This window comes from Aureimonas phyllosphaerae, from assembly GCF_900113065.1.
GTDB classification, from domain to species: domain Bacteria; phylum Pseudomonadota; class Alphaproteobacteria; order Rhizobiales; family Rhizobiaceae; genus Aureimonas; species Aureimonas phyllosphaerae.
Genome location: NZ_FOOA01000036.1, coordinates 1 through 20,810 on the forward strand (window position 1 = coordinate 1; position 20,810 = coordinate 20,810).

Consider the following 20,810-nt stretch of genomic DNA (forward strand, 5'->3'; position numbering starts at 1 on the left):
AGCCACAGCAAGAAGCAGGATCGTCAGCGGCTCTTTGTCCAGGGGCAGCCAGGGCGAGCCTGAACCCGTGTTCGGTGCGTTCATGTCCTCGGTCAGCTCGGCAAACTCCGCACTGCGGTCCCTCCAAAAGGCCGTCGCGGCGCTGAATACCACACAGTCGCGCCTGTCGACGGGTTTCAAGATTGAAGGGGCGAAGGACAACGCGGCCTACTGGTCGATCTCAACGGGCATGCGATCTGAGGGAAAGTCCTTGTCAGCCGTCAAGGACACGCTGAACCTTGGTGCAGCGACGGTGGCGACGGCCTATCAGGGGCTGAACAGCGCGCGCGAGGTCCTCGACACCCTGAAGGCCAAGCTGACGGCCGCGGAGCAGCCGGGTGCCGACCGCGGCGCGCTGCAAAGCGAGATCGCTGCCCTTCAGCAGCAGCTTCGCGCCATCGCCGGCACTGCCACGATGTCGGGCGAGAATTGGCTGGCCGTGGACTCGTCATCGGCAACGTACGCTGCGACCCGTGAGATCGTTTCTTCTGTCGGGCGGGACGGAAGCGGGGCGGTCACGATCGGCACGATCAAGGTGGATGCCGGCAGGCTGGCGCTGTTCGACCGTGCGCAGCCGAGCGGTGGTGGGGTGCTGGGCAGAAGTGTAGCCCTTCAGGACGCGAGCGGTCGCAACCTTTCGAATGGCGGGAGACGCGAGACGGTGGGCAATCGGATTGATGCTGGTTTGACGGCTGCAACCGGTTCATCGGCAGGATACCCAGCGAGCCTTAATGTGATGAATATGGGCGTGAAATCCGGATCTGCTGCAGTGGCGGAACTCCGAAGTGATTTAGGCGGCGATCCATCGACAATAATGCAGGTCTCCCAGTCTGATGGTTTCAACCTCAATACAGGAGAAGGTAGGCTTCCAAAGCCAGGATACAATCGGTTCACTTTGGAAGCCTACGATAATGGTGGGAATAGGATAATTTTCAACGAATACTATCAGTATTATGTAGGCGCGCCGCTTAGTTCAATGGTGAGCCGATTTATGTATGATAATTACGCATATAATGATAATATTAAGCTAACTGTGTCGGGAAATATTGTAACAGCGAGTTATGACACAAGATACATAAGCTCGGTCACTGCTGCCGGCTTACCCAAACCCTCTCAGACAGTCGCATTCCACATCACTACGCCTGGGTCTTCGGTGCCGGCAACGTCAGCATCGTTAAATTCCTCGTTAAGTGCAATTGGAATTGCTGACGGCGACGTCATCACCGTCAGCTACCGCCTTGGCCCTTCCGGTGCCGTGCAGACGCACGACGTCACGGTGGCCGATGCCGCGACCTTCGACAACGCGGCCTTCACTGCTGCCTGGGGCACCGTGCCGGACGTCACGGTCGCCGCGGGCTCGGGCTCGGACGTCACCTTCACCCATAGCGGCGTGACCGGCGCGGCCTCCCAGTTCACCCTCACTGACGTCGTGGTGCGCTCGTCCGCCGCGACGGGCAGCGTCATCAAGAACATCGATCCGCTCGGCGGCATCACCGGCTCCAAGGCCGCCTCGGTGAAGACCGGCATCCTCACCTGGCCAGGCGGGCTGGCCGCGAGCGACCGCGTGTCCGTGAAGCTCGCCGGCGTGGCGAGCCTCTATACGGTGGCCGCTGGCGCCTCGCTCGACGATTTCGTCGCCAACCTCAACACCGCGTTCGCCGGAGCCTACGCCGCCTCACACACAGCAGCGGGCGAACTCGTTCTCACCGCCGGCACCACGGGCGCAGGATCGAGCGTTGCGGTCGAGTCCATCGCCTTTGCGGATGCTTCAGGCGTGGCGAAAGCGGTGACGACGACCGGCCTTGGTCTTGTCGTGCAACCTCCCAGCCTGACGAGCGGCGCCTTCAGCGCCTTCACCCTGGACGCCAACGACGCGTTGAGCTTCAGCCTTCAGACAGGAGCCGACCCAGCCCGCGAGGTCCGCATCGACCAGGCGCTCGTCAACACGGTGCTCGGCGTAGAGGCTGAGGGCGCGGTCGCCTCCGCTGCCGACTACAAGCGTGTCATGGATGCCGCGCTGGCGAAGGCTGGCGTCTCAGGCGTCACCACCTCGCTTGGCTCTTCACCCGCAGACGCCGACAAGTTGAGCTTCACCGGGCAGCTGGGCCAACCCCTGACCATTGGCGCGGTCACCGTCTCGCAGGGCGGTCCCACCATGTCGGTCGATCGTCTCGACGTGTCCGACACGGCGCTTGCCGCGCTCGGCGTCGCCAGCGGAGATGACCGCAACAAGGTGCTCGCTGCCTATCTCGGCGTCGTCAACTCGGCCATCAGTGGGGTCACGGCGTCGGCGGCCTATCTCGGCACGGTCGCCGCGCGCATCGATGCGCAGAAGTCCTTCACGGACACGCTCCTGGACTCGATCGACGAGGGCGTCGGCGCCCTGGTCGATGCCGACATGGATGCTGAGTCCACAAGGCTCCAGGCGCTTCAGGTCCAGCAGCAGCTCGGCGTCCAAGCTCTTTCGATGATCAACCGCTCGGCCAGGGACGTGTTGCGGCTGTTCCGGTAGCGGGACGCCCTTCGCCAAGCATCACGCTCTTGTTCGGCAAACGGGCGGTCGATCGACAATAGCTCTTGCAAGAGCGGCTTGCCCCACTAGAAATCGCGCACGACCATTAGCCGTAACACGATCGTCGCAGCCCGCCGTGAGCATGACCCCGCCATTCGAGAACCGCTTCGCCGCCCCAGAGGAGCCCAAGGCGTTGTGGGACGAGTGGAGCGAGCATGTCGGGCCGTTCTTCGACCTCAGCCGTCGCGACGAAACGGACCTGTCCAAGGCCCCGGCCATGCACAGCTACCATCTCGGCGCCCTCCTGACGGGTGACGTGAAGGCGCCGGCGCAGAACCTCGATCGCTCGGCTTCAAAGATCGCGGACCAGGGCGTCGATCACATCCTCATTCAGTTCTATGCAACCGGGCGCAGCCGGGCGAGGACGGAGCGCGGGGTCTCCATCACCCGGCCGGGGCAGGCTCTCGTCTACGATCTGTCGCAGCCCGTCACGGTGGCCTCCGATCAGGCGGTGGATGCGGTGAACATCGTGCTGCCCCGCGCGCTCCTCCTGCCGCGAGCCGCCGATCTCAGCGATCTGCATGGGACAAGCTTCGACTATCACCGGGACGCCGCCTCCCGGATCTTCTTCGGCTTCGTGCGCGAGCTCGTCGGCAGCCTGCGCGAGCTTCCTCCTGGCGACATGAGCGAGATCGCACAGGTCGCCGCAACCTTGTGTTCCGCCAGCCTGCCGAGTTCGCAGGATCGCCCGACCCCCAAGGCGGCACGCGACATTCGAACGGGGCTCGACATCCGCGACTTCATCCGCCGCAACTTCGCAGTTCCGGATCTCGATGCCGACGCCATCGCGGCCCGCTTCGGCCTGTCGCGCTCGGCGCTTTACCGCCAGTTCGCCAGCGAGGGCGGGGTTCATGCCCATATCCGGGAGCGACGGCTGCGCCACGCAATGCGACTGATGACGATGCCAGGCGCCAGGCCGCGCGTATCCAGCGTTGCCTATCAATGCGGCTTTGCCGACGAGAAGAGCTTCAGCCGCGCCTTCAAGACCCGGTTCGGCCTCCTGCCAAGCGAAGCGGCAGCGGGCTTCGCGCGACCGGAGGCGCCCGGCATGGGAGGCTCCCTGGCGGCGTGGATCCTGAGTCTGGAGGACTGAAGTTCGCTCTACCCGACCGACTGCCGTCCTGTGGAGTCTCCGCTTCGGAGCGTGCTTTGGCACTCACCTTGCGTCTTGGACGGGTTGGAAGCGGATGGACCGCTCCCGGGCGTGCGCTTCCTCGGCGCCGAACGGCTCGGTTGGGTGGAAAAGCGACAGGCAGGTTTTGAGACGCAACATTCAATAGCTGCCGTAACCGCTGCTCCCAGCCATCATCCGGACGGCGCTACGGTGCTCACCCTTCGGAAAGTATCGGGGTAATCGGTGACAAGGCTATCCTTGTCGATTTCTAGCTCTGCGGTGAACGATCGAAACAGGCCTTCATAGCGGTATCGCCTGCTAGGAATGAGGCAGGTGTAACGCTGCTCCGCTCGCTGTGGAAGGAACTCTCCGTCGATCTGATCTGGAAGCGGAATGTAAGCAACAGTGATGTCTCTGCTCTCATTCATATCGAGCTTCAGACGTTTGATTGGCAGCGTGTTCGTGGCCGGGGTAATGCCGATATCGACATCAAGGCATCCTGCAAGGAAATCCAGCGATCGGTCCCTCACCACATCGCGCCAATTACCTTCTCCATCTGCTTCTACGTGGAGAACCGCGCCGCCGACGTATCGAAGATAGACCTCGCGGGTCCTGAAAGCAGCATCAGTGCGAACTCGGTAGTCCCCACCATACAATCCATGGCGGGTTCCTGCGACAACCCCTTCGAGGACCAATCCCTCGCTGTCCTCCCGGCACTCACAATGTTCGAGACCGTGACCGTCCCAATCTTGCCAACGCACCACAGCCATCGATTTCTCCTCGAACACAGCGAACAAGCCGGGAACATTGTTGATGTGCTGACGGGCGGTCAAGGGAGGAAAACCATCAGTCCGCTTGCCGGACCCGTTTTAAGGGACGCTGCCATCGCCTCTGTGGCCTTGACCTCAATGCGATCGGCCACGATGGACGCTTCGCATAGTATCTCAAGCCCAGCGAGACCTGCATGAACGCCACCGTCGCCGATGCCACCCATCCCGTCCAGATGCAGCTCAAAGCCTACAACGCTCGCGACATCGACAGCTTCATGCAGTGGTGGAGCGACGACTGCCTCTACTACGCCTTCCCCAACACGCTTCTGGCGAGCGGCACCGATGCGATCCGCGAGCGCCACGTCGAGCGGTTCCGCGAACCAGACCTGCGCGGGACGCTCCTGCACCGGTTGAGCGTCGGCAACATGGTGATCGACCACGAGACCGTCCGGCGGACCTTTCCCGAAGGCGTCGGCGAGATCGATGTCGTGTGCATCTACGAGGTCGAGAACGGCCAGATCGCCAAGGCCTGGTTCAAGATGGGCGCGAAGCGTCTGCTCGACCTTTGACCGATCGGCTTGCAACTACGAGCGTCGGCTTTCGGGATCGTCGGCTGACGCCACGGATGGCTGCAAGGGGGCGCAAGCGGCGCGACCATGTTCGGGGCGTCAGTTCACATAACTCGTGCGCGCCAGGAGCACACCGAACAGCACCAGCATCCCGCCGAACAGGCGGTCGATCCAATGCCTTACCCGCAGGATGCGGCTTCGGACGCGCCCAGCGGAGAAGAACGTGGCGACGATCGCGAACCAGACGACGTGCGCGGCCGAGATGAATGCGCCGTAGCCGATTTGTACGCCGAGCGGCGTCGTGGGTAGGACCACCTGCATGAACAGGCTGACGATGAAGACCGTCGTCTTCGGGTTCAGCGCGTTGGTCAGGAAGCCGAGCCGCAGCGCCGCCGCGTCGGATAGTGCCGCTACCGTTGCGTTCGGGGCGCCCTGGGTCGGCTTCGCCCGCAGCATCTTCACGCCGAGCCACACAAGATAGGCCGCACCGACGAGCTTCAGCGCGTTGAACAGCCAGATCGACTGCTGGATCAGAAGGCCGACGCCGAGGATCGTATAGGCGACATGGACGAGGACGCCGCCGCCGATGCCGACCGCCGTCAGCAGGCCAGCGCGCCGCGACAGGACGAGGCTGTTGCGCGTCACCATCGCGAAGTCGGGTCCCGGACTGACGACGGCAAGGATCGTGATGGTGACGACGGCGAGGAGTTCAGTCAAGGATGCGCTCCGGGAACGTTGTTCTGCCGTTCACGCTAGCGGCTCGAAGATGACCGGAAAAACGATGAATGCTGACAGCATCGGTGAGACTGGCTCACGGATCGAGGGGGGCCGCCTGCCGCCGCTCGCGGCGCTGCGCTGCTTCGAGGCGGCGGCCCGGCTGGAAAGCTTCAGCCGTGCCGCCGACGCCCTCAACCTGACGCATGGCGCCGTCAGCCGTGCGGTGCGCCTTCTCGAGGACGATCTCGGCGTTGCGCTGTTCGAGCGGCGCAGCCGCCGCGTCTTCCTGACCGACGACGGGCGACGCCTGGCGAAGGCCGTGCGCGAAGGGCTCGGCCTCATCGCCGCGTCCGCGGACGGGCTTCGGGATCGGGGCCGGGCGGGGCCGGTCACGCTGTCCTGCGAGCCGACGCTTCTGATGCGCTGGCTCATTCCCCGCCTGCCGGCGTTCCACCGGGCGCATCCGGGCATCGACGTGCATCTCGTGGCGGCGGGCGGGCCGGTCGCGCTCGGCGGTGCGATCAATCTGGCGATCCGCCGGTCGGACTTCCCATTGGCGCCTGGCACGCGCGCCGATGACCTGTTCGAGGAGCGCATGGGGCCAATCTGCCGTGCCGACATGATCGACCGCTTCTTCGACCGGAGCGCAAAGGTGCCGACGCTGCGTGCCGATGCCCGGCTTCTCCACTCGCAGTCGCGGCCCAACGCCTGGGCGACGTGGTGCGCCGACGCCGGCACGGCGCCTCCGGCCGGGCCGTCGCAGGCGTTCGAGCACTTCTATCTCAGTCTGCAGGCGGCGATGGCCGGTCTCGGCGTCGCGATGGGGTCGTGGCATATGGCTCGCGACGATATTGCCAGTGGCGTCCTTGCCGCGCCCTTCGGCTTCACGGCCGACGGGTCGCGCTACCTCCTTCTGTCGCCGGAAGCGACCTCACCACAGATCGCTCGATCGCGTGATGCGCTCGTATCATGGATGGCAAGGATCAACTGATCCCCTGTTCGACGAGTTGACCTTCACATCCGGCTGACGTCTGCTTTTCGGATCGGCAAGCTCGCCATCTAAGGTCTTGGAAGGGTCGGTAGTGGGCGCTGGCCTGCATTTCACGTACGGCCGTTCGGCCGCCCAGCGGATCAGGCTCTCTCTTCGGCCGTTTGCCGCCCGAGTTCGAAGGCTCGGCACAGGCTCTCTTCGCCGCTCGCTTCGTCGAGGGGCAGCAGGAGGTCGAAGCCGAGCACCGGCATGCCGCAATAGCGAAAGACGCCCTCGACGATCTGCGTCTCGATCGCCGCGAGATAACCGCGTCGTTCGTAGGTGCTTCGGTTCGTCCCGCCGATCGCGACGACGCGCCCCTTCAGGCGTCCGAGGAGGCGCGTCATGCCCTTGTCCGGTTCTTCGACGAAGGCCCAGCCCGACACGAAGACGCGGTCGATCCAGCCTTTCATCACCGCTGGCATCGACCACCAATAGACCGGGAAGAGCAAGACCAGCACGTCCGCGCGATCGAGGCGCTGCTGCTGCACCACGACATCGGCGCCCACCGCGGTCCGGCCGTCGAAGGCGTCGTCGTCGGCAGACGTGAACCGCGGATCGAAGCCTTCGGCGATGAGGTCGACGATCTCGTGCGAGGTGCCGGGAACGGATTCGACCCCTGCGACGAACCGAGCGACGGCGGCGTGCGTGAAGGAGGCCGGATCGGGGTGAGCGGTGACGATCAGAATGTGCACGGCGAGGGCCTCGTGGAGCGAGCTTGGCTGGAATGATCTAGCCGGCTCAAGCCTGCTGACGAGGCTGGGACCCTCTCATTCCGAAACCCGCGAAGGAGAGGAGCCGTACGTTCAGACGCGCTCGTCTCGGTCATTCCCGGTTGCAGGCGATCGGCGCTGATCGAGCTCCGACAGGTACTCCCGCAGGAGCACGGCTCGCCGGGGCCGGAAGCTTGTCCCGGTCGGGTCGACGTGCTGGAGCCGGTCGGCGCGGAACATGCGGAATCCCTCCCGCAGGCAGCACCAGGCGAGGATCGTCTGCGTCCGGTCGGTGTGGATCACGGCGAGTGGCAGGATCACGCGCTCGGTGGCGGCGCCGTCTTTGTCGGCATAGCCGATCCGCAGTGCTTCCTCGCGCCAGCATGCGGCGCGCACCGTCTCCATGTGCGGTGAAGGCTCGTAGCGCGATGTCGGCCGGAACACCTGCGAGATCGCGTGCACGAGATACTGCTCGCGATCGTCCGGCAGCGTCGCAGTGATCTTGGCGAGGGCCGACGCTGCGGCTTCGGCGAGCACCGGGTCGCCCATGCTCCGAACCTCGGCGAGCCCTAGCGCGAGCGCCTCGATCTCCGCGCGATCGAACGTCTGAGGGGGTAGGGCGTAGTCCTCCACCAAGCGGTAACCGTAACCCCGCTCCCCCTCGATCCGCGCGCCGGCTGCCCGGAGCGCGTCGATGTCGCGATAGAGCGAGCGGAGCGACACCTCGGTCGCTGCCGCGAGACGCGCGGCGGTGATCGGCGCGGGCATCGTTCGCATCGCCTGAAGGAGTCGGAACAGTCGATCCGAACGCGCCATGCTCCACCCGATGCCCAACTGCCGCAAACTGTCAGTTGGGTTGGTTTACCTTGGTCCTCGTTCAACGCGAAAGGGCAAGCGCCATGACCATCCAGACCGTCACCCACTTGAACTTCAGAGGCGAGGCCCGAGAGGCGCTCGGCTTCTACCAGTCCGTCTTCGGCGGACGTCTGTCGCTCTTCACCTTCGCGGATGCGCAGGCCGTGACCGATCAGGCGGAAGCGGACCAGGTGATCTGGGGCGAGGTCGCCTCGGACGACGGGTTCCACGTCATGGCGATGGACGTGCCGTCGGCGCGGGACTGGGACCCGGGCAAGATCCCGGTCTTCGTCTCGGTCCGAGGCGGCGATGCGGACCGGATCAAAGCCTACTGGGACGGGCTGTCGAATGACGCGACGATCATCCAGCCGCTTGGCCCGGCCAGCTTCTCTCCCTTGTACGGAATGCTGAGAGACAAGTTCGGCGTGACCTGGGTCGTGGACGTTCGGATGGGGGCGATTTCCTAGGGACCCGCTTCGGACTGCACCATAGCCGTCACCTGCATCCGGATCGTCTGCCCGGTGCAGTTCCCGGACGAAGATTGGCTGGCATGGGTGGAAAGGCGACCGTCCGCTTCCAAGCAAATAATGTCGGAAAGCGGACGGTTGTTGAAGGGTTATCTACAGAGAATCAGGCGAGTCCTGAGTGTAAGGAGAACCCTCGCGTCCACTTATGAAGCGTAAGTCCCGACCCTATCCAGCCACCTCTTTCCATTACTGCGAAGACTGCCCAGTTGGTCCGACTGGTGTGTTGAGAAGCTGTTGCTCCCAGAGATAGGCGATACCGCTGCCGGCGGCATGCTGTAGCATGACTTCATTCAGCGCCGTCGCGGTCTCGACCCGTGCCCAGTCGCGCTGCCACTCGGCCGCTAGCGCCATCCAAGTCATCATGTTCGCGCCGGCCGCGATCATGCGCTGGATCGCGACTTCGTGTGCCTCGACCGAAGTTCCTCCGGAAGCGTCGGTGACCACTGTCACATCCCAACCCTCTCCCAGAGCTTGGATCGCCGGCATGGCGACGCAGATCTCCGTCCAAAGCCCCGCGATGATCAACTGCTTGCGACCTGTCGCCTTCACCGCATCAACGACCTTAGGGTCCTCCCAAGTGTTGATGAACGTCCTGTCAATGACCTCTTGGCCTGAGAAGACATCAGTGATCTGCGGAAAGATCTTTCCACCGCGATCTGCGATCACGCTCGTCACAATCGTCGGCACGTTGAAGACTTTCGCAGATTTGGCCAAGGCCGTTACGGCGTTAACCGTCGCATGCGGGTCGTGGCTATTCAGGTTCGTCAGTTGGTAGGGCTGGTGATCGATAAGAACAAGGACGGAATCCTCTGGGCGAAGAAGCGAAGAAAGGCCGTTACGAAACGTCATTGATACTTCCCATGTCGTCTGGGCTTCGATGTTTTGGCTGGGGTCCGACACGACTTCGTTGTCTGGTTCAGGACGTGGCGACCTTGTCAGTCGCGCTCCTTACGCGGTAGCGCGCCGCTGCGCACAGCTGCGTCGCAAAAAGGGGAACGCGAATGAACATCGAGGACATCCTGACCTTTATCGAGGTGGCGGAAGCCGGAGGCGTCTCGGCAGCCGCGCGTCGGCTTGGTTTGTCCAAGTCGATCGTGAGCCGTCGGCTGCTCCGGCTCGAAGAGGAACTTGGTGCCCAACTCGTGGCCCGAACGACGCGCGGGGCCGCCCTGACGGAGGCTGGATCGATCTTCCGCGAACATGCGAGCCGGATCGGTGCGGAGATCGAGGCTGCCAGGGACACGATCCGCCCGGCCGGCGACCTTCGCGGCCGCCTGCGCGTCGCCATGCCGCTGACCTTTGGTCCGACCCACTTCGCACCGGTTCTGGCGGACATGGCGCGTCGCTATCCGCTTCTCCATATCCACACCGTCTACAGCGACCGCTTCGTCGATCTCGTCGCCGAAGGTTTCGATTGCGCGGTTCGTGTCGGATACCTTTCCGACTCGGAGCTGCTCGCCCGCCGAGTCGGACCGATATACGGGACGCTCGTTGCCAGTCCCGACTATGTCCGGGAGCATGGAAGTCCCGGTAGCCCAACGGAGATTTCGGATCACCCAGCCCTCATGCAGGGAACCGAGACCTGGCAGTTCATGGTTGAGGGCCGGGTGGTCACGACCAATCCGCAAGGCCGCTTCAAGGCCGATAGCGCGCTTGCGCTTGCCACCGCCGCTGCCGCGGGTCTCGGCATTGCCTGGCTGCCCACTTGCATCGTCTACGACCAAGTGGTCTCCGGCGCGCTTCTTCCCATCATGACGAACCATCCGCCGCCCACAGCAGGCGCCTACGTCGTGCGCCCTCCAGGCCGTCATTCCGAGCGGAAGGTCGACGTGCTGGCGGATCTCCTGACGGACCTGTTCGTTCGAGATCCCCACTTCGAGGCAATTGATCTTCGAACTTCAGGACAATCGACGATGGGCCCCGGACCGATCCTGCGTTCCTCGTAACGCGACACGGTTGCGCGGCGAACAGACCTAGTGCTGGCGCATCGCCTCGCGTAGCTCGTGACAACGCCGTCGGAAGCAGGATGATCTGCGTTCCAAGTCACTTCACTGTCTGCTTACGCTAGGCCGCATGCGTGCAGGCGCAGCCAGCGGCGTAGGAAGGGATCAAACCCATGAGCTGGAACCCCGCAATCGAGCCGGGCTGCCCCGACGAGGTCGGGATCGATGCCATCGAGACGCTGATCGTCCCGCGGTCGCGTGATCTCGGTGGCTTCGAGGTCCGTCGCGCTCTTCCAGCGCCCAAGCGGCAGATGGTTGGTCCCTTCATCTTCTTCGACCAGGCCGGGCCGGCGGAGTTCCTGACGGGTCAGGGCGTCGACGTGCGGCCTCATCCGCATATCGGCCTCGGCACCGTCACCTATCTCTTCCGCGGAGACTTTCATCACCGGGACAGCACAGGGGCGGACCAGGTCATCCGTCCGGGCGCGTTGAACTGGATGGTGGCGGGACGGGGCGTCTCACATTCCGAGCGCACCAGTGCGGCGAGCCGGAGCGGCCCCAACAGCCTCTTCGGCATCCAGACCTGGCTGGCGCTACCCGACAGCCACGAGGACGTCGCGCCCACCTTCGAGCATCACGGCAAGGCGGCACTGCCGGTGATCGAGGACGGCGGCGCGCGCGTGCGGCTCATTCTCGGAACGGCCTACGGCGAGACCGCGCCGGCGACGATGTTCTCGCAGACCTTCTACGCCGACGTGATGTTGGAGCCGGGAAGCCGCCTGCCGATGCCCGACGATCACGAGGACCGGGGCATCTACATCGTCGAGGGATCGATCGCGGTGGCCGGGCAAATCTTCGAGTTGGGCCAAATGATGGTGTTCCGCCCGGGCGACAGGATCACCGTCGCGGCGGGCGAGGCGGGAGCTCGGCTGATGATCCTCGGCGGCGCGACGATGACCGGACACCGCTATATCTGGTGGAACTTCGTCGCCTCCTCGCGCGAGCGGATCGAGGCGGCCAAGGCCGAATGGCGCGCGCAGAACTGGGGGCAGGGCCGCTTCGACCTGCCGGCCGGCGACCGCGACGAGCACATCCCCCTGCCGGACTGACCGGCGCGAGCGCAGTCCTCCGCCCGCGGCGCAGAGGATCGGAAACGACGGGAACGAGGCCGCTCGCGCAGGCGGACACAAGGGATGGAGACCTGATGAGAACCGACTGGCCCGACTTCGACTATCTCGGCTGGCGCGAGACATGCTCAGCCCTACACCTTTACTTGCAAATCGCCGGTAAGTACCGGCTGGTCCATAGTCCGTGGCTCAACCATTCCTGGAACGCTACCTTCTACGTGACCCCGCGGGGCCTGGCTTCCTCGCCGATCCCGGACGGCAGCGGCATCGAGATGCTCTTTGATCTGCGAGATCATGCGGTCGTCGGCACCAGCGGCGATGGCCGCCGAGCCTCGATTGCGCTGGGGGCCGGGACGGTCGCGGCGTTTCACGCCGACTTCGTGCGTATGATTGCCGAACTCGGCGGCACGCCCACCTTCAACGGCAGTCCGAACGAGGTGCCGTTTCCTGTTCCCTTCGCCGAGGACCATCGCAAGCGCCCTTACGACCGGGACGCCGTGCTGCGCTTCCACCAGGTGCTGGTTGCCGTCGATGGCGTCTTCAAGCGGTTCCGGACCTCGTTCCTCGGCAAGGCGAGCCCCGTTCACCTCTTTTGGGGCGCACTCGACCTCGCCATCACGCGTTTCTCGGGCCGGCGCGCGCCGCTCCATCCCGCTGGGATCCCGACCCTGCCGGACGATGTCGCTCGGGAAGCCTACGACCGGGAAGTTTCCTCCGCCGGCTTTTGGCCGGGGGGTGGCGGCATCGACTATCCCGCCTTCTACGCCTACGCGTATCCTGCCCCGAACGGCTTCCGCGCCGCGCCGGTGCGGCCTGAGGGAGCCTTTTGGCACGAAAGCCTGTCGGAGTTTGTCCTGCCCTACGATGCCGTCCGCTCGGCCGCCGATCCCGACGAGGCGCTGATGGCCTTCCTGGTCTCGACCTACGACGCTGCCGCTGACCTCGGAGGCTGGGACCGTGATCTTTTGGAGTGCGCACCCGGGCAGCCGCGGCAGGTGCGTGCGGCGGACGCCGAGAAGTCCGGGAAATTCCCTTCGCCAGAGGACGGGCAGGTGGTGCGTGAAGACGGAGCCGCCAAAGGCCGCTACCGGATCGTGGTCGACAGTGTCGAAGCGGAGATGACCTACAGCCGGGCGGGGCAGCGACTGCTCATCATCGACCACACCGAGGTTCCTGCGGCTCTGCGGGGGCGCAAAATCGGAGAGCGGCTGGTACGCCAGGCTGTGGAGGACGCTCGCCGAGACGGCACAGCTCTCATCCCGCTCTGTCCCTTCGCGAAGGCGCAGATCGACCGCCACCCTGAGTGGCAGGACGTCCTGCATCGGCCCTAGCAGCAAGTACCACCCAACAAAACGCCTGAACGCCGCGATCCGATCGCGGCGATGTCCCGTGGTGCGAGAGAATGTTGATTAGCTCGCACATTTGGTTCGCGATGTCCGCTTCCGGAAAAGAGCGCAACCGAAAGGTAGGACAATAATGGGTCGGAAGCGGATGGACTGCTTTCCAACGTTCGCTTCGGCTCCCATCGGAGACCTCAAAGATTGTGGCTCGCCGAATAGCCCGGCTTCTGCAGGCATGGCTTAGCGATGGAACAGCAGCCTCCTGTCATTTCGTCAGGTGGGTCTTTTATGTCGCACTTGGGCGCTGCATGCAGTTGGAGCAGAGTCGACCATTGCGGGCTCACTTTGCGTCTTTCAAGCGTCCGCCGATGCGCGTTCCTGGAGGATGCGGTTCAGCGCTTCGATGAAGAGGGCGATCGAAGCCTCGCTGTCGCGATCCTTCCGCGTCAGCGCGGTGTAGGGGCCCATCGACGGATGGAGGTCGACCGGGAGCGCGTCGATCGTCGGGCGGCCGAAGGGGCTGCAGAGGACGTCGCGGGGCAGAAGCGAGATCGCTTCGCTCTGAGAAAGGAGAGAGACCACCATCAGGAACGAGGCCGTTTCCGTGATGTCGTCCGGCTCGTGCGCGCCGCCGCCGCGAAAGGCGCTCGAAAGAATCTGCCGCATGGGCGAACCCTCCGGCAGCACGATCCAGGGCCAGCGCGACAGCTCCGCCCAACTCGCGCGTTCGCCTGCGAGGCGGAGCGAGTGATCGCGCCGGCAGCAGACCACGAGACCTTCGTCGACCGTCGCATGGACAACGAAGGCGGAGCCCGCCTCGGCATCGAGCACCCGGCCGAGGACGAGGTCCAGCCGACCCTCGGCGAGGGCGGCCGTCAGGTGGTTGCTTGTCGCCACCTCCACCGAAATCCGCAGGCGCGGGTGGCGCCGCTTCAGGACGGCGATCGTCCGGGCGACCAGGATCGGCACGGCGCTCGGGATTGCGCCGACCCGCAGCGTGCCCGCATAGCCGGAGGCGAGGGCCGCGATCTCGCCGACGGTCCGCCCAAGTTCGGCCCGCACGGAACGGGCATGGCGGATCATCGCCTCGCCGAAGGCCGTTGGTCGCAGGCCCTTGGGATGGCGCTCGAACAGCGCGTGGCCGATCGTGCCCTCGAGGTCGTGCAGGAGGCGCGTGGCCGCTGGCTGCGTGGTGCCCGTCGCCTCGGCGGCGCGGCGCAGGCTTCCATGCTCGGACAGCGCGAGGAGAAGCACGAGATGGCTCGATTTCACGCGTCGCAGGAGAGCGTCGCCGTTGTCCATCATCGTCCCCCTCGAATGCGATGCCGGAATGGCATCGCAGCATAGCAAAGCGGAATTGGGAAGAGGCACGGTGCTCCGATAGCCTCTTCGCGATTGGCCCTCGCACGCGCGGTGTCGGCAGCAGTTTGATGCTTGGAAAGCATCGCATAGCCGCCTGCTGCCCCGTCCGTCTGTGAGCTGTCCGTTTCTGGGAGGAAACAGTCTATGACAACCGATACGTTCGCCGCGACAGGGGCGAAGGCCAGCACCGTTCGCTGGCGCATCTTCCTCGTGATCTTTGCGCTTGTGGTCATCAATCTCGTCGACCGCGTGGCACTGTCGATCGCGATGCCGACCATCGCGGCGGAATTCCAGCTCTCGGCGACGATGCAAGGGCTGATCCTGTCGTCCTTCTTCTGGAGCTACGCTGCGCTGCAGATCCCCTCCGGCTGGCTGATCGACCGTTTCGGGCCACGCGCCATGGTCACTTGGGCAACGGTCTTCTGGGGCATCTTTCAGTCACTGGCTGCCATCGCGAGCGGCGGCGTGTCGCTGCTCCTGACGCGCGTCGGACTCGGCGGTGCTGAGGCGCCGCTGTTTCCAGCGGGTGGTAAGCTGAACGCCTCCTGGCTATCGCCGGGCGAGCGCGGACGCGGCGCCGTGATCATGGACTGCGGCGGCCCGCTTGGCGCTGCGATCGGCGGAGTCGTTATCTCGTGGCTGATTTTGAGCCTCGGCTCTTGGCGGCTCGCCTTCCTGGTCGCGGGTCTCGTCACGGTCGCCATGGGCATCCTGTCCTGGTGGTACCTGCGCGACCGGCCGGAGGATCACAGCGGCGTCAACGCCGCTGAACTCGCCCGCATCCGCAGCACGGCAACTGCGGGCTCCCGCGGAGGCGAGGTGCCGGACCGACTTTCGACCCGCACGCTTGTTGCCCTGTGCGTCGGCCGCTTCGGTTGGGCGACCGTGTTCTTCGGCCTGATTACCTGGGGCCCGAGCTATCTTTCGGCCGCGCGCGGCATGGACCTGAAGGCGATGGGTTACGCCACATTCGTCATCTTCCTGTGCGGCGCGGCCGGTTCGCTGACGGGCGGTTTCCTCGCTGATGCTCTCGTGAACCGCGGCCATCGCCGCGGCCGGGTCGCCAAGACGATGTTGGCCCTGTCGGGTCTTGTCGCCATGGTATCGCTGCTCGTGCTGCCGCAGGTGGTCGATCCGGTCCATGCGGTGCTGCTCCTGTCGGTGACGGCCTTCTTCCTGCTCTGGGGCAGCCTCTACTGGAGCTTCCCGCCGGTCCTCGCGCCGGCCGACAAGGTCGGGTTCGTCGGCGGCGCCATGAACTGCGCGGGGTCGATCTCGGGCATCGTGATCCCGATCCTGATCGGCTGGATCCTCGACGTCTCGAGCCAGTCCTACGCGACGGTGCTCGCTTTCTTCGCGGGTGCCGCAGCGCTCTACGTCGTCGCGACGCTGGTGATCGATCTCGGCGGCCGAAAGGGCGGGGAGGCGGTGCGATGAGGGGGGCGACGCCTCTCTACGACGGTCCTGTGGTGGATGCCCACCAACATTTCTGGGACCCGGTCCGCAACCATCATCCCTGGCTGACGGAAGAGGGCGTGATCCCCTTCCGCTACGGCGATTACGCAGCGATCCGCCGCCCCTTCCTGCCGCCCGAATACCGCACCCTGACGCGCGGGCATCGTGTGGTCGCCACCGTCTACGTGGAGACCGAGTGGGATCCGACGGACCCGATCGGCGAGGTGCGCTACGCGGAGGGGCTGGCGCGCGAGCACGGACTGCCCAATGCCATCGTGGCGCAGGCCTGGCTCGACCGCGAGGACGTCGGCGAGGTGCTGCGGTCCCACGGCGCCTCCGGGCTCGTGCGATCGGTGCGCCACAAGCCGGGTGGTCCCGCATCAGTGGACGACGTCGGGGCCTCAAAGACCCTGATGTCGTCCGACGCTTGGCGCCGGGGATACGCGCTCCTGCACCCGAACGGCCTGCATTTCGACCTGCAGACGCCGTGGTGGAACGCCGAGGAGGCGCTCGCGCTCGCGCTCGACTTCCCGGAGACGACGATCATCCTCAACCACCTCTGCCTGCCGGCCGACCGGAGCGAGGATGCGCTCCTCGCCTGGCGCCAAGGTCTCGAGCGCATGGCGCAGGCGCCGAACGTGAGGTGCAAGATCTCGGGGTTTGGCCGGCCTGGCCGCGGCTGGACGGTGGAGGACAATGCCCGCATCGTGCGGGAGGCGATCGCGATCTTCGGTGCCGGGCGCGCCATGTTTGCAAGCAATTTCCCGGTCGACAGCCTCTGCGTCGATTTCGACACGCTCTACCGAGGCTTCAAAACTATCGTCTCGGACCTGCCCGCGACAGATCAGTTCGCACTCTTCGCAGGCACGGCGGCCGAGACCTATGGCGTGGCGATCAAGGTTTCATGCGATGGTTGATGTGGCGGCAAGGATGGATGCCCGCCCGCTCCAATTCCGGGGAAGGGCGGGTATCCGATCGGAATGGTCTCAGTTGGAGACAAGCCAGCCTGTGCGCTCGAATAGCTGGTGGGCCGCGGCGCTTTCCTGCGCGACCATCTGCGTGAAGTTCTCTCCCGTCACGAAGCGGTCGGTCTGCGAGGTGCGGGCAAGCCATTCTTTCCATTCCGGTGTCTTGCGCACCTCGGCGAGCACGTCGGCATAGTAGGCGACGGCCTCGTCGGCTACATCGCCATTCGCCCAGACGGTACGCGGCATCCGATATTCCTCGACGGGGAGACCCGCCTCGACGCAGGTCGGGATGTCCGACAGGGCCATGTCGCCTGCGACTTTCTCAGTCTGTCGCATCCGTTCAGGCGAGAACACGCAAAGCGGGCGTACGAGGCCGCCGCGCCACTGCCCCATGTTCTCCTGCGGATTGTTGAAGTTCGCAGCGATATGGCCGCCGGCGAGCTGCGTCGCGGCCTCGCCGCCGGACTTGAAGGGGATGTAGACGAAGCTCGCTCCGGTCGCGAACTCGATATGCTTGGAGAGGATCTGGTCGGTGTCCTTGGACTGCGAACCGCCGACTCGCATCCCCCCGGTCTTGGCAGCGGCGATGAATTCCGCCGTGTCCTTGTAGGGCGCATCCTTGTGCGTCCACAGGAGAAACTCGTCCATCGCCATGGCCGCGACGGGACGCAGGTCGCCCGGCGCATAGGCGGCTTTCGTCACCATGGGCAGCAGCCACTCGTTGTTCGTGCCGAAGACGAGCTTGTGCGGGTCGTTGCCCGCCAGCTTGCCGTCGACGAACGCCTCCGTCCCAGCTCCGCCGCCCTTGTTCGTCACGACCACGGAAACGGGCATCAGCTCGTGCTTCTGCACGATCGACTGGATGATGCGAGCGAACTGGTCGGTGCCGCCCCCGGCGCCGGACGCGACGACGAACTCGACGGGCCTGTTCGGCGTCCATTCAGCCAGCGCGGGTGCGGTCCCGGCGACGAGGCCGATGGCGGTGGCGCCCCAGAGTGCCGTCTTGAACGAGTGGTGCATGTCTTCCTCCCTGGATGGTCTTCTGGTGTGTCTGGCGATCGGGCGTCAGCCCCCAGCCATGCGTGCAGCGGATGCGGCTTCGCCGGCGCCGAAGAACAGTGCGTCCTGCCGTCGGCGCAGGGTCAAAAGCGTGCTTTCGGCCGGCTCGATGTCGGCCAGCGTGATCTCTGCGCCCGCCGGGAGGTCGCGCAGGAGGCGGCGTCCGGACAGGAGGTAGTAGGGCGCGGCACGGTCGTCCGCGAGCGGAGACGCCGGCACCAGTTCGGGCCCGACGCCCTCGATCGTATGGTGATGCCCTTCGGCGAGGAGCCGTGTGCCCGCCGCCAGCGGTTGCGTCGTGCGGCCGACGAGATCGACCACGGGCGTCGGCTCCCCGGCGACGTTCGCGCCGTTGACGACGGCATCAAGGATGCTGATCGGCGCTTCGAGCCCCAAAAGATGGCGCGGGATCCAGATCATCGCGGCCTCGCCGCTGCTACTCATCGTATGGCCCTTGGCGGCAAGGACGGCCCAGGTCTCGCGGTCCTCGCACCGCACGGTCACGAACACCCCGCCGGCGAAGGACACGTCGCCCGTTCCGCGCAGCGCGTTGAACACGTCAAGGCGGCGCGTGCCTCCGAGGAGCCCTCCGTTCTCGCGCACGTCGAAGATCGTGGCGACCTCCTCGATCCGTGCGATCGGGACATGGAAGCCGGGAACGTCGGGCATGAGGCCCGTCGCATTGGCGACGACCGCGAGTTCGCAGAGGTCCGGCACCGCGCGCTGCGGAAGCGCGTGGGCCAAGGCGGCGCGCTGCCCAATCACAGCGCGGACGTCGCGATGTTTGAGCCGCGAGACCGCGGCAAAGCCCGGCGCGTTTGCCGATCGTCCTTCGCTCGTGAGGCTCTCGCCGTCCTCGCCAAGTACGAAATCGTATTCGCTCGACTTCCCAGCGGTCAGGATCGTCAGGCCCAGCGTCTCGGCCCAGGTTACGAGGGCGATCAGGAGCGCCGGCTGGTCGCCGTCCACCGGCGTGCAGACGAGGCCGCGCTCGCGGGCGGCGTGAGCGAGATAGGGGCCAACGACCGAGTCGGTCTCCTTGGTCACGAGGGCGACGTGCCGGCCGGCCTCGATCGCTGCCATGGCATGAGCGGCACCGGCCTCCGGGTGGCCGCTGGCTTCCACCAGGATATCCACGGGAAGCGCGAGGACGTCGGCGAGCCGGGCGCTGGCGACGCACTGCCCGGCGTCCCACGCGGCCCGAGCGTCTGCGGCACTGGTGCAGGCCGCGATCTCGGAGGCGCTCCAGCCCGCGGCGCGGAATGCCTCGACGGCCCGCTCGACGCTCGTATCCACCGCCACACGAACGTTGAGGAGCGCCATCCGCCGACCCTGGCCGAGAAGCGACCGGCCGAACGCACCGGCACCGACCAGAAGTGCTTCGACGGGGCGATCGGCCTTCGCGAAGCGCTGATGACTGTTCATGGACGACCTCACGGCGGTGAGCTTCATCGCCGGGCGATAGGGGTGCCGACGAGCCTGCATTTGGTATACCAAACGACCAGTTCGCTTCGTGGTCGTCAACCCTCAATCGTCGCTGCGACGCACCCGAGGTTTGCGGCACAGCGGGCAGCACTTGACGCCTGCCGACGTGCGATCGAACGTGACCGCCGATGAGTCTCGCAATGACGCCGCCGCTTCCTCCGATCCCGCTGCCCGAGCCGCTCGCGGCTCTCGTGGTGGAACGGCTGCGCTCGCTGATCGTGACAGAGGAGCTTGCGGCCGGAACGCGCCTTCGCGAACGGCAGCTGGCCGACCGGCTGGGCGTCTCGCGGACGCCGCTGCGTGATGCGCTGAAGGTTCTGGCCGCAGAGGGGCTGGTGCGGATCGAGCCCAAGCGGGGGGCGATGGTGCGCCATCCTTCGCCGGCCGAGATCGAGGAGAAGCTGTCGGTTCTGGCGGTACTCGAAGGGTTTGCCGGGGAATGCGCGGCGCGCTCGGCGACCGATGCCGAGATTACGGCGATCGGTCATCTCCACGACGAGTTGACGGCTGCGTTCGAGCGGCAGGACCGCGCGGACTATTTCCGCTGCAACCAGGACATCCACCTGGCGATCGTTGCCGCCGCACGCAACGAGACTCTGGCCAACCTGCACGCGCAACTCAACGCCCAGCTCACCTTCTATCGCTGGAAGGGAAGCGCCGACCGGGCGCTCTGGACCACGGCGGTCACCGAGCATGCGCTGCTGCTGACGCTGCTGCAGAACCGCGACGCGGCAGGCCTCGCGGAAGCCCTTCGCGCCCATGTCGCGAGCACGTGGCGCGAGATCCGCCAGCGCACATAAGTGTTGGGACTGTGGATCAGCTTCGTGCGAGCGCCTGAACCATACCTTTGAACGGCTCGCTTGGATTGAAAGTCGATGGGCCGCTTCCGAACGTTCGCGGATCTGCCACGACGGCTAGGCTGGGTGGTTTCCCGACCGTCGGCTTTCTGAGGACGTGTGCGAGAAGCGGACGAACTGCAAACCCTGACGAGACTATTCGGTCGGTGTTCCAGCAGGGCGTGGATCAATCCGCTTGCGCATGAACACGCGACGGAAGCCGTCCTGTTCGGCACGATCGTATTCCTCCCATCCGAGCTTTGTGTAGATGGCAAGGTTCTCGTGCATCAGCTCGTTGGTGTAGAGGCGTAGCTGGTCGAGGTTGCCTT

At 65.3% G+C, this 20,810-nt stretch carries 19 protein-coding genes; 11 read left to right on the top strand and 8 right to left on the bottom strand.

The window, feature by feature from the left end:
* Nucleotides 1–82: 82 nt before the first annotated feature.
* Both BM175_RS21345 and BM175_RS21350 read left to right on the top strand, forming a co-directional pair.
* Nucleotides 83–2,551, top strand: a complete 2,469-nt coding sequence (locus BM175_RS21345; RefSeq protein ID WP_139224754.1) for a flagellin N-terminal helical domain-containing protein — start codon at nucleotides 83–85, stop codon at nucleotides 2,549–2,551.
* Between the two features lie 142 nt (nucleotides 2,552–2,693).
* A complete protein-coding gene (locus BM175_RS21350; RefSeq protein WP_090966720.1) occupies nucleotides 2,694–3,704 on the top strand; it encodes an AraC family transcriptional regulator in 1,011 nt (336 codons plus the stop codon).
* Between the two features lie 212 nt (nucleotides 3,705–3,916).
* Here BM175_RS21350 and BM175_RS21355 read toward each other — a convergent pair whose 3' ends face one another.
* On the bottom strand, nucleotides 3,917–4,558 hold the full coding sequence (locus tag BM175_RS21355; protein ID WP_244546113.1) for a putative glycolipid-binding domain-containing protein: 642 nt from the start codon (nucleotides 4,556–4,558) through the stop codon (nucleotides 3,917–3,919).
* A 131-nt stretch (nucleotides 4,559–4,689) separates the two neighbouring features.
* On the opposite strand from BM175_RS21355, the gene BM175_RS21360 reads away from it, so the two are divergent.
* Complete coding sequence (locus BM175_RS21360) at nucleotides 4,690–5,064, top strand: nuclear transport factor 2 family protein (RefSeq protein WP_090966723.1); 375 nt, start codon at nucleotides 4,690–4,692, stop codon at nucleotides 5,062–5,064.
* Nucleotides 5,065–5,163: 99 nt separating this feature from the next.
* Here BM175_RS21360 and BM175_RS21365 read toward each other — a convergent pair whose 3' ends face one another.
* Nucleotides 5,164–5,781 (bottom strand): LysE family transporter, encoded by a 618-nt coding sequence (locus BM175_RS21365; protein ID WP_090966725.1) that lies wholly within the window; start codon nucleotides 5,779–5,781, stop codon nucleotides 5,164–5,166.
* Between the two features lie 64 nt (nucleotides 5,782–5,845).
* On the opposite strand from BM175_RS21365, the gene BM175_RS21370 reads away from it, so the two are divergent.
* Nucleotides 5,846–6,772, top strand: a complete 927-nt coding sequence (locus BM175_RS21370) for a LysR substrate-binding domain-containing protein (RefSeq protein ID WP_090966727.1) — start codon at nucleotides 5,846–5,848, stop codon at nucleotides 6,770–6,772.
* A 140-nt stretch (nucleotides 6,773–6,912) separates the two neighbouring features.
* Here the strand turns inward: BM175_RS21370 and BM175_RS21375 are convergent, their stop codons facing one another.
* Complete coding sequence (locus BM175_RS21375) at nucleotides 6,913–7,506, bottom strand: NAD(P)H-dependent oxidoreductase (protein ID WP_090966729.1); 594 nt, start codon at nucleotides 7,504–7,506, stop codon at nucleotides 6,913–6,915.
* A 111-nt stretch (nucleotides 7,507–7,617) separates the two neighbouring features.
* Nucleotides 7,618–8,340 carry a helix-turn-helix transcriptional regulator gene (locus tag BM175_RS21380; protein WP_090966731.1) on the bottom strand — a complete coding sequence of 241 codons (723 nt, stop codon included), beginning with the start codon at nucleotides 8,338–8,340 and terminating at the stop codon, nucleotides 7,618–7,620.
* A gap of 83 nt (nucleotides 8,341–8,423) precedes the next feature.
* Here BM175_RS21380 and BM175_RS21385 point away from each other — a divergent pair, with 83 nt between their 5' ends.
* Nucleotides 8,424–8,846, top strand: a complete 423-nt coding sequence (locus tag BM175_RS21385; RefSeq protein WP_090966733.1) for a VOC family protein — start codon at nucleotides 8,424–8,426, stop codon at nucleotides 8,844–8,846.
* Nucleotides 8,847–9,092: 246 nt separating this feature from the next.
* Here BM175_RS21385 and BM175_RS21390 read toward each other — a convergent pair whose 3' ends face one another.
* Nucleotides 9,093–9,755 carry a hydrolase gene (locus BM175_RS21390; RefSeq protein WP_090966734.1) on the bottom strand — a complete coding sequence of 221 codons (663 nt, stop codon included), beginning with the start codon at nucleotides 9,753–9,755 and terminating at the stop codon, nucleotides 9,093–9,095.
* A gap of 152 nt (nucleotides 9,756–9,907) precedes the next feature.
* Between BM175_RS21390 and BM175_RS21395 the strand changes: the two genes are divergently transcribed.
* From BM175_RS21395 to BM175_RS21405, 3 genes are all read left to right on the top strand, one after another.
* Nucleotides 9,908–10,852: a LysR family transcriptional regulator gene (locus tag BM175_RS21395; RefSeq protein ID WP_090966736.1), complete on the top strand. Its 945-nt coding sequence runs from the start codon at nucleotides 9,908–9,910 to the stop codon at nucleotides 10,850–10,852.
* 170 nt (nucleotides 10,853–11,022) lie between these two features.
* Nucleotides 11,023–11,958, top strand: a complete 936-nt coding sequence (locus tag BM175_RS21400; RefSeq protein WP_090966738.1) for a pirin family protein — start codon at nucleotides 11,023–11,025, stop codon at nucleotides 11,956–11,958.
* 95 nt (nucleotides 11,959–12,053) lie between these two features.
* Nucleotides 12,054–13,307 (top strand): DUF5996 family protein, encoded by a 1,254-nt coding sequence (locus tag BM175_RS21405; protein ID WP_090966740.1) that lies wholly within the window; start codon nucleotides 12,054–12,056, stop codon nucleotides 13,305–13,307.
* 363 nt (nucleotides 13,308–13,670) lie between these two features.
* Here BM175_RS21405 and BM175_RS21410 read toward each other — a convergent pair whose 3' ends face one another.
* Nucleotides 13,671–14,618: a LysR family transcriptional regulator gene (locus tag BM175_RS21410; RefSeq protein ID WP_175526965.1), complete on the bottom strand. Its 948-nt coding sequence runs from the start codon at nucleotides 14,616–14,618 to the stop codon at nucleotides 13,671–13,673.
* Nucleotides 14,619–14,822: 204 nt separating this feature from the next.
* Between BM175_RS21410 and BM175_RS21415 the strand changes: the two genes are divergently transcribed.
* Together BM175_RS21415 and BM175_RS21420 are read left to right on the top strand one after the other, a co-directional pair.
* Nucleotides 14,823–16,115 carry an MFS transporter gene (locus BM175_RS21415; RefSeq protein WP_090966744.1) on the top strand — a complete coding sequence of 431 codons (1,293 nt, stop codon included), beginning with the start codon at nucleotides 14,823–14,825 and terminating at the stop codon, nucleotides 16,113–16,115.
* Nucleotides 16,112–17,050, top strand: a complete 939-nt coding sequence (locus BM175_RS21420) for an amidohydrolase family protein (protein WP_090966746.1) — start codon at nucleotides 16,112–16,114, stop codon at nucleotides 17,048–17,050. Before BM175_RS21415 ends, BM175_RS21420 begins: the two co-directional genes overlap by 4 nt.
* 69 nt (nucleotides 17,051–17,119) lie before the next feature.
* Here BM175_RS21420 and BM175_RS21425 read toward each other — a convergent pair whose 3' ends face one another.
* Together BM175_RS21425 and BM175_RS21430 are read right to left on the bottom strand one after the other, a co-directional pair.
* Nucleotides 17,120–18,121, bottom strand: a complete 1,002-nt coding sequence (locus BM175_RS21425) for a Bug family tripartite tricarboxylate transporter substrate binding protein (protein ID WP_090966748.1) — start codon at nucleotides 18,119–18,121, stop codon at nucleotides 17,120–17,122.
* A gap of 45 nt (nucleotides 18,122–18,166) precedes the next feature.
* Nucleotides 18,167–19,585, bottom strand: coding sequence for a flagellar biosynthesis protein FlgA (locus tag BM175_RS21430; RefSeq protein WP_090966752.1), 1,419 nt, complete (start codon nucleotides 19,583–19,585; stop codon nucleotides 18,167–18,169).
* A gap of 188 nt (nucleotides 19,586–19,773) precedes the next feature.
* Between BM175_RS21430 and BM175_RS21435 the strand changes: the two genes are divergently transcribed.
* Nucleotides 19,774–20,445 (top strand): GntR family transcriptional regulator, encoded by a 672-nt coding sequence (locus BM175_RS21435; protein ID WP_090966750.1) that lies wholly within the window; start codon nucleotides 19,774–19,776, stop codon nucleotides 20,443–20,445.
* Nucleotides 20,446–20,810 lie beyond the last annotated feature (365 nt).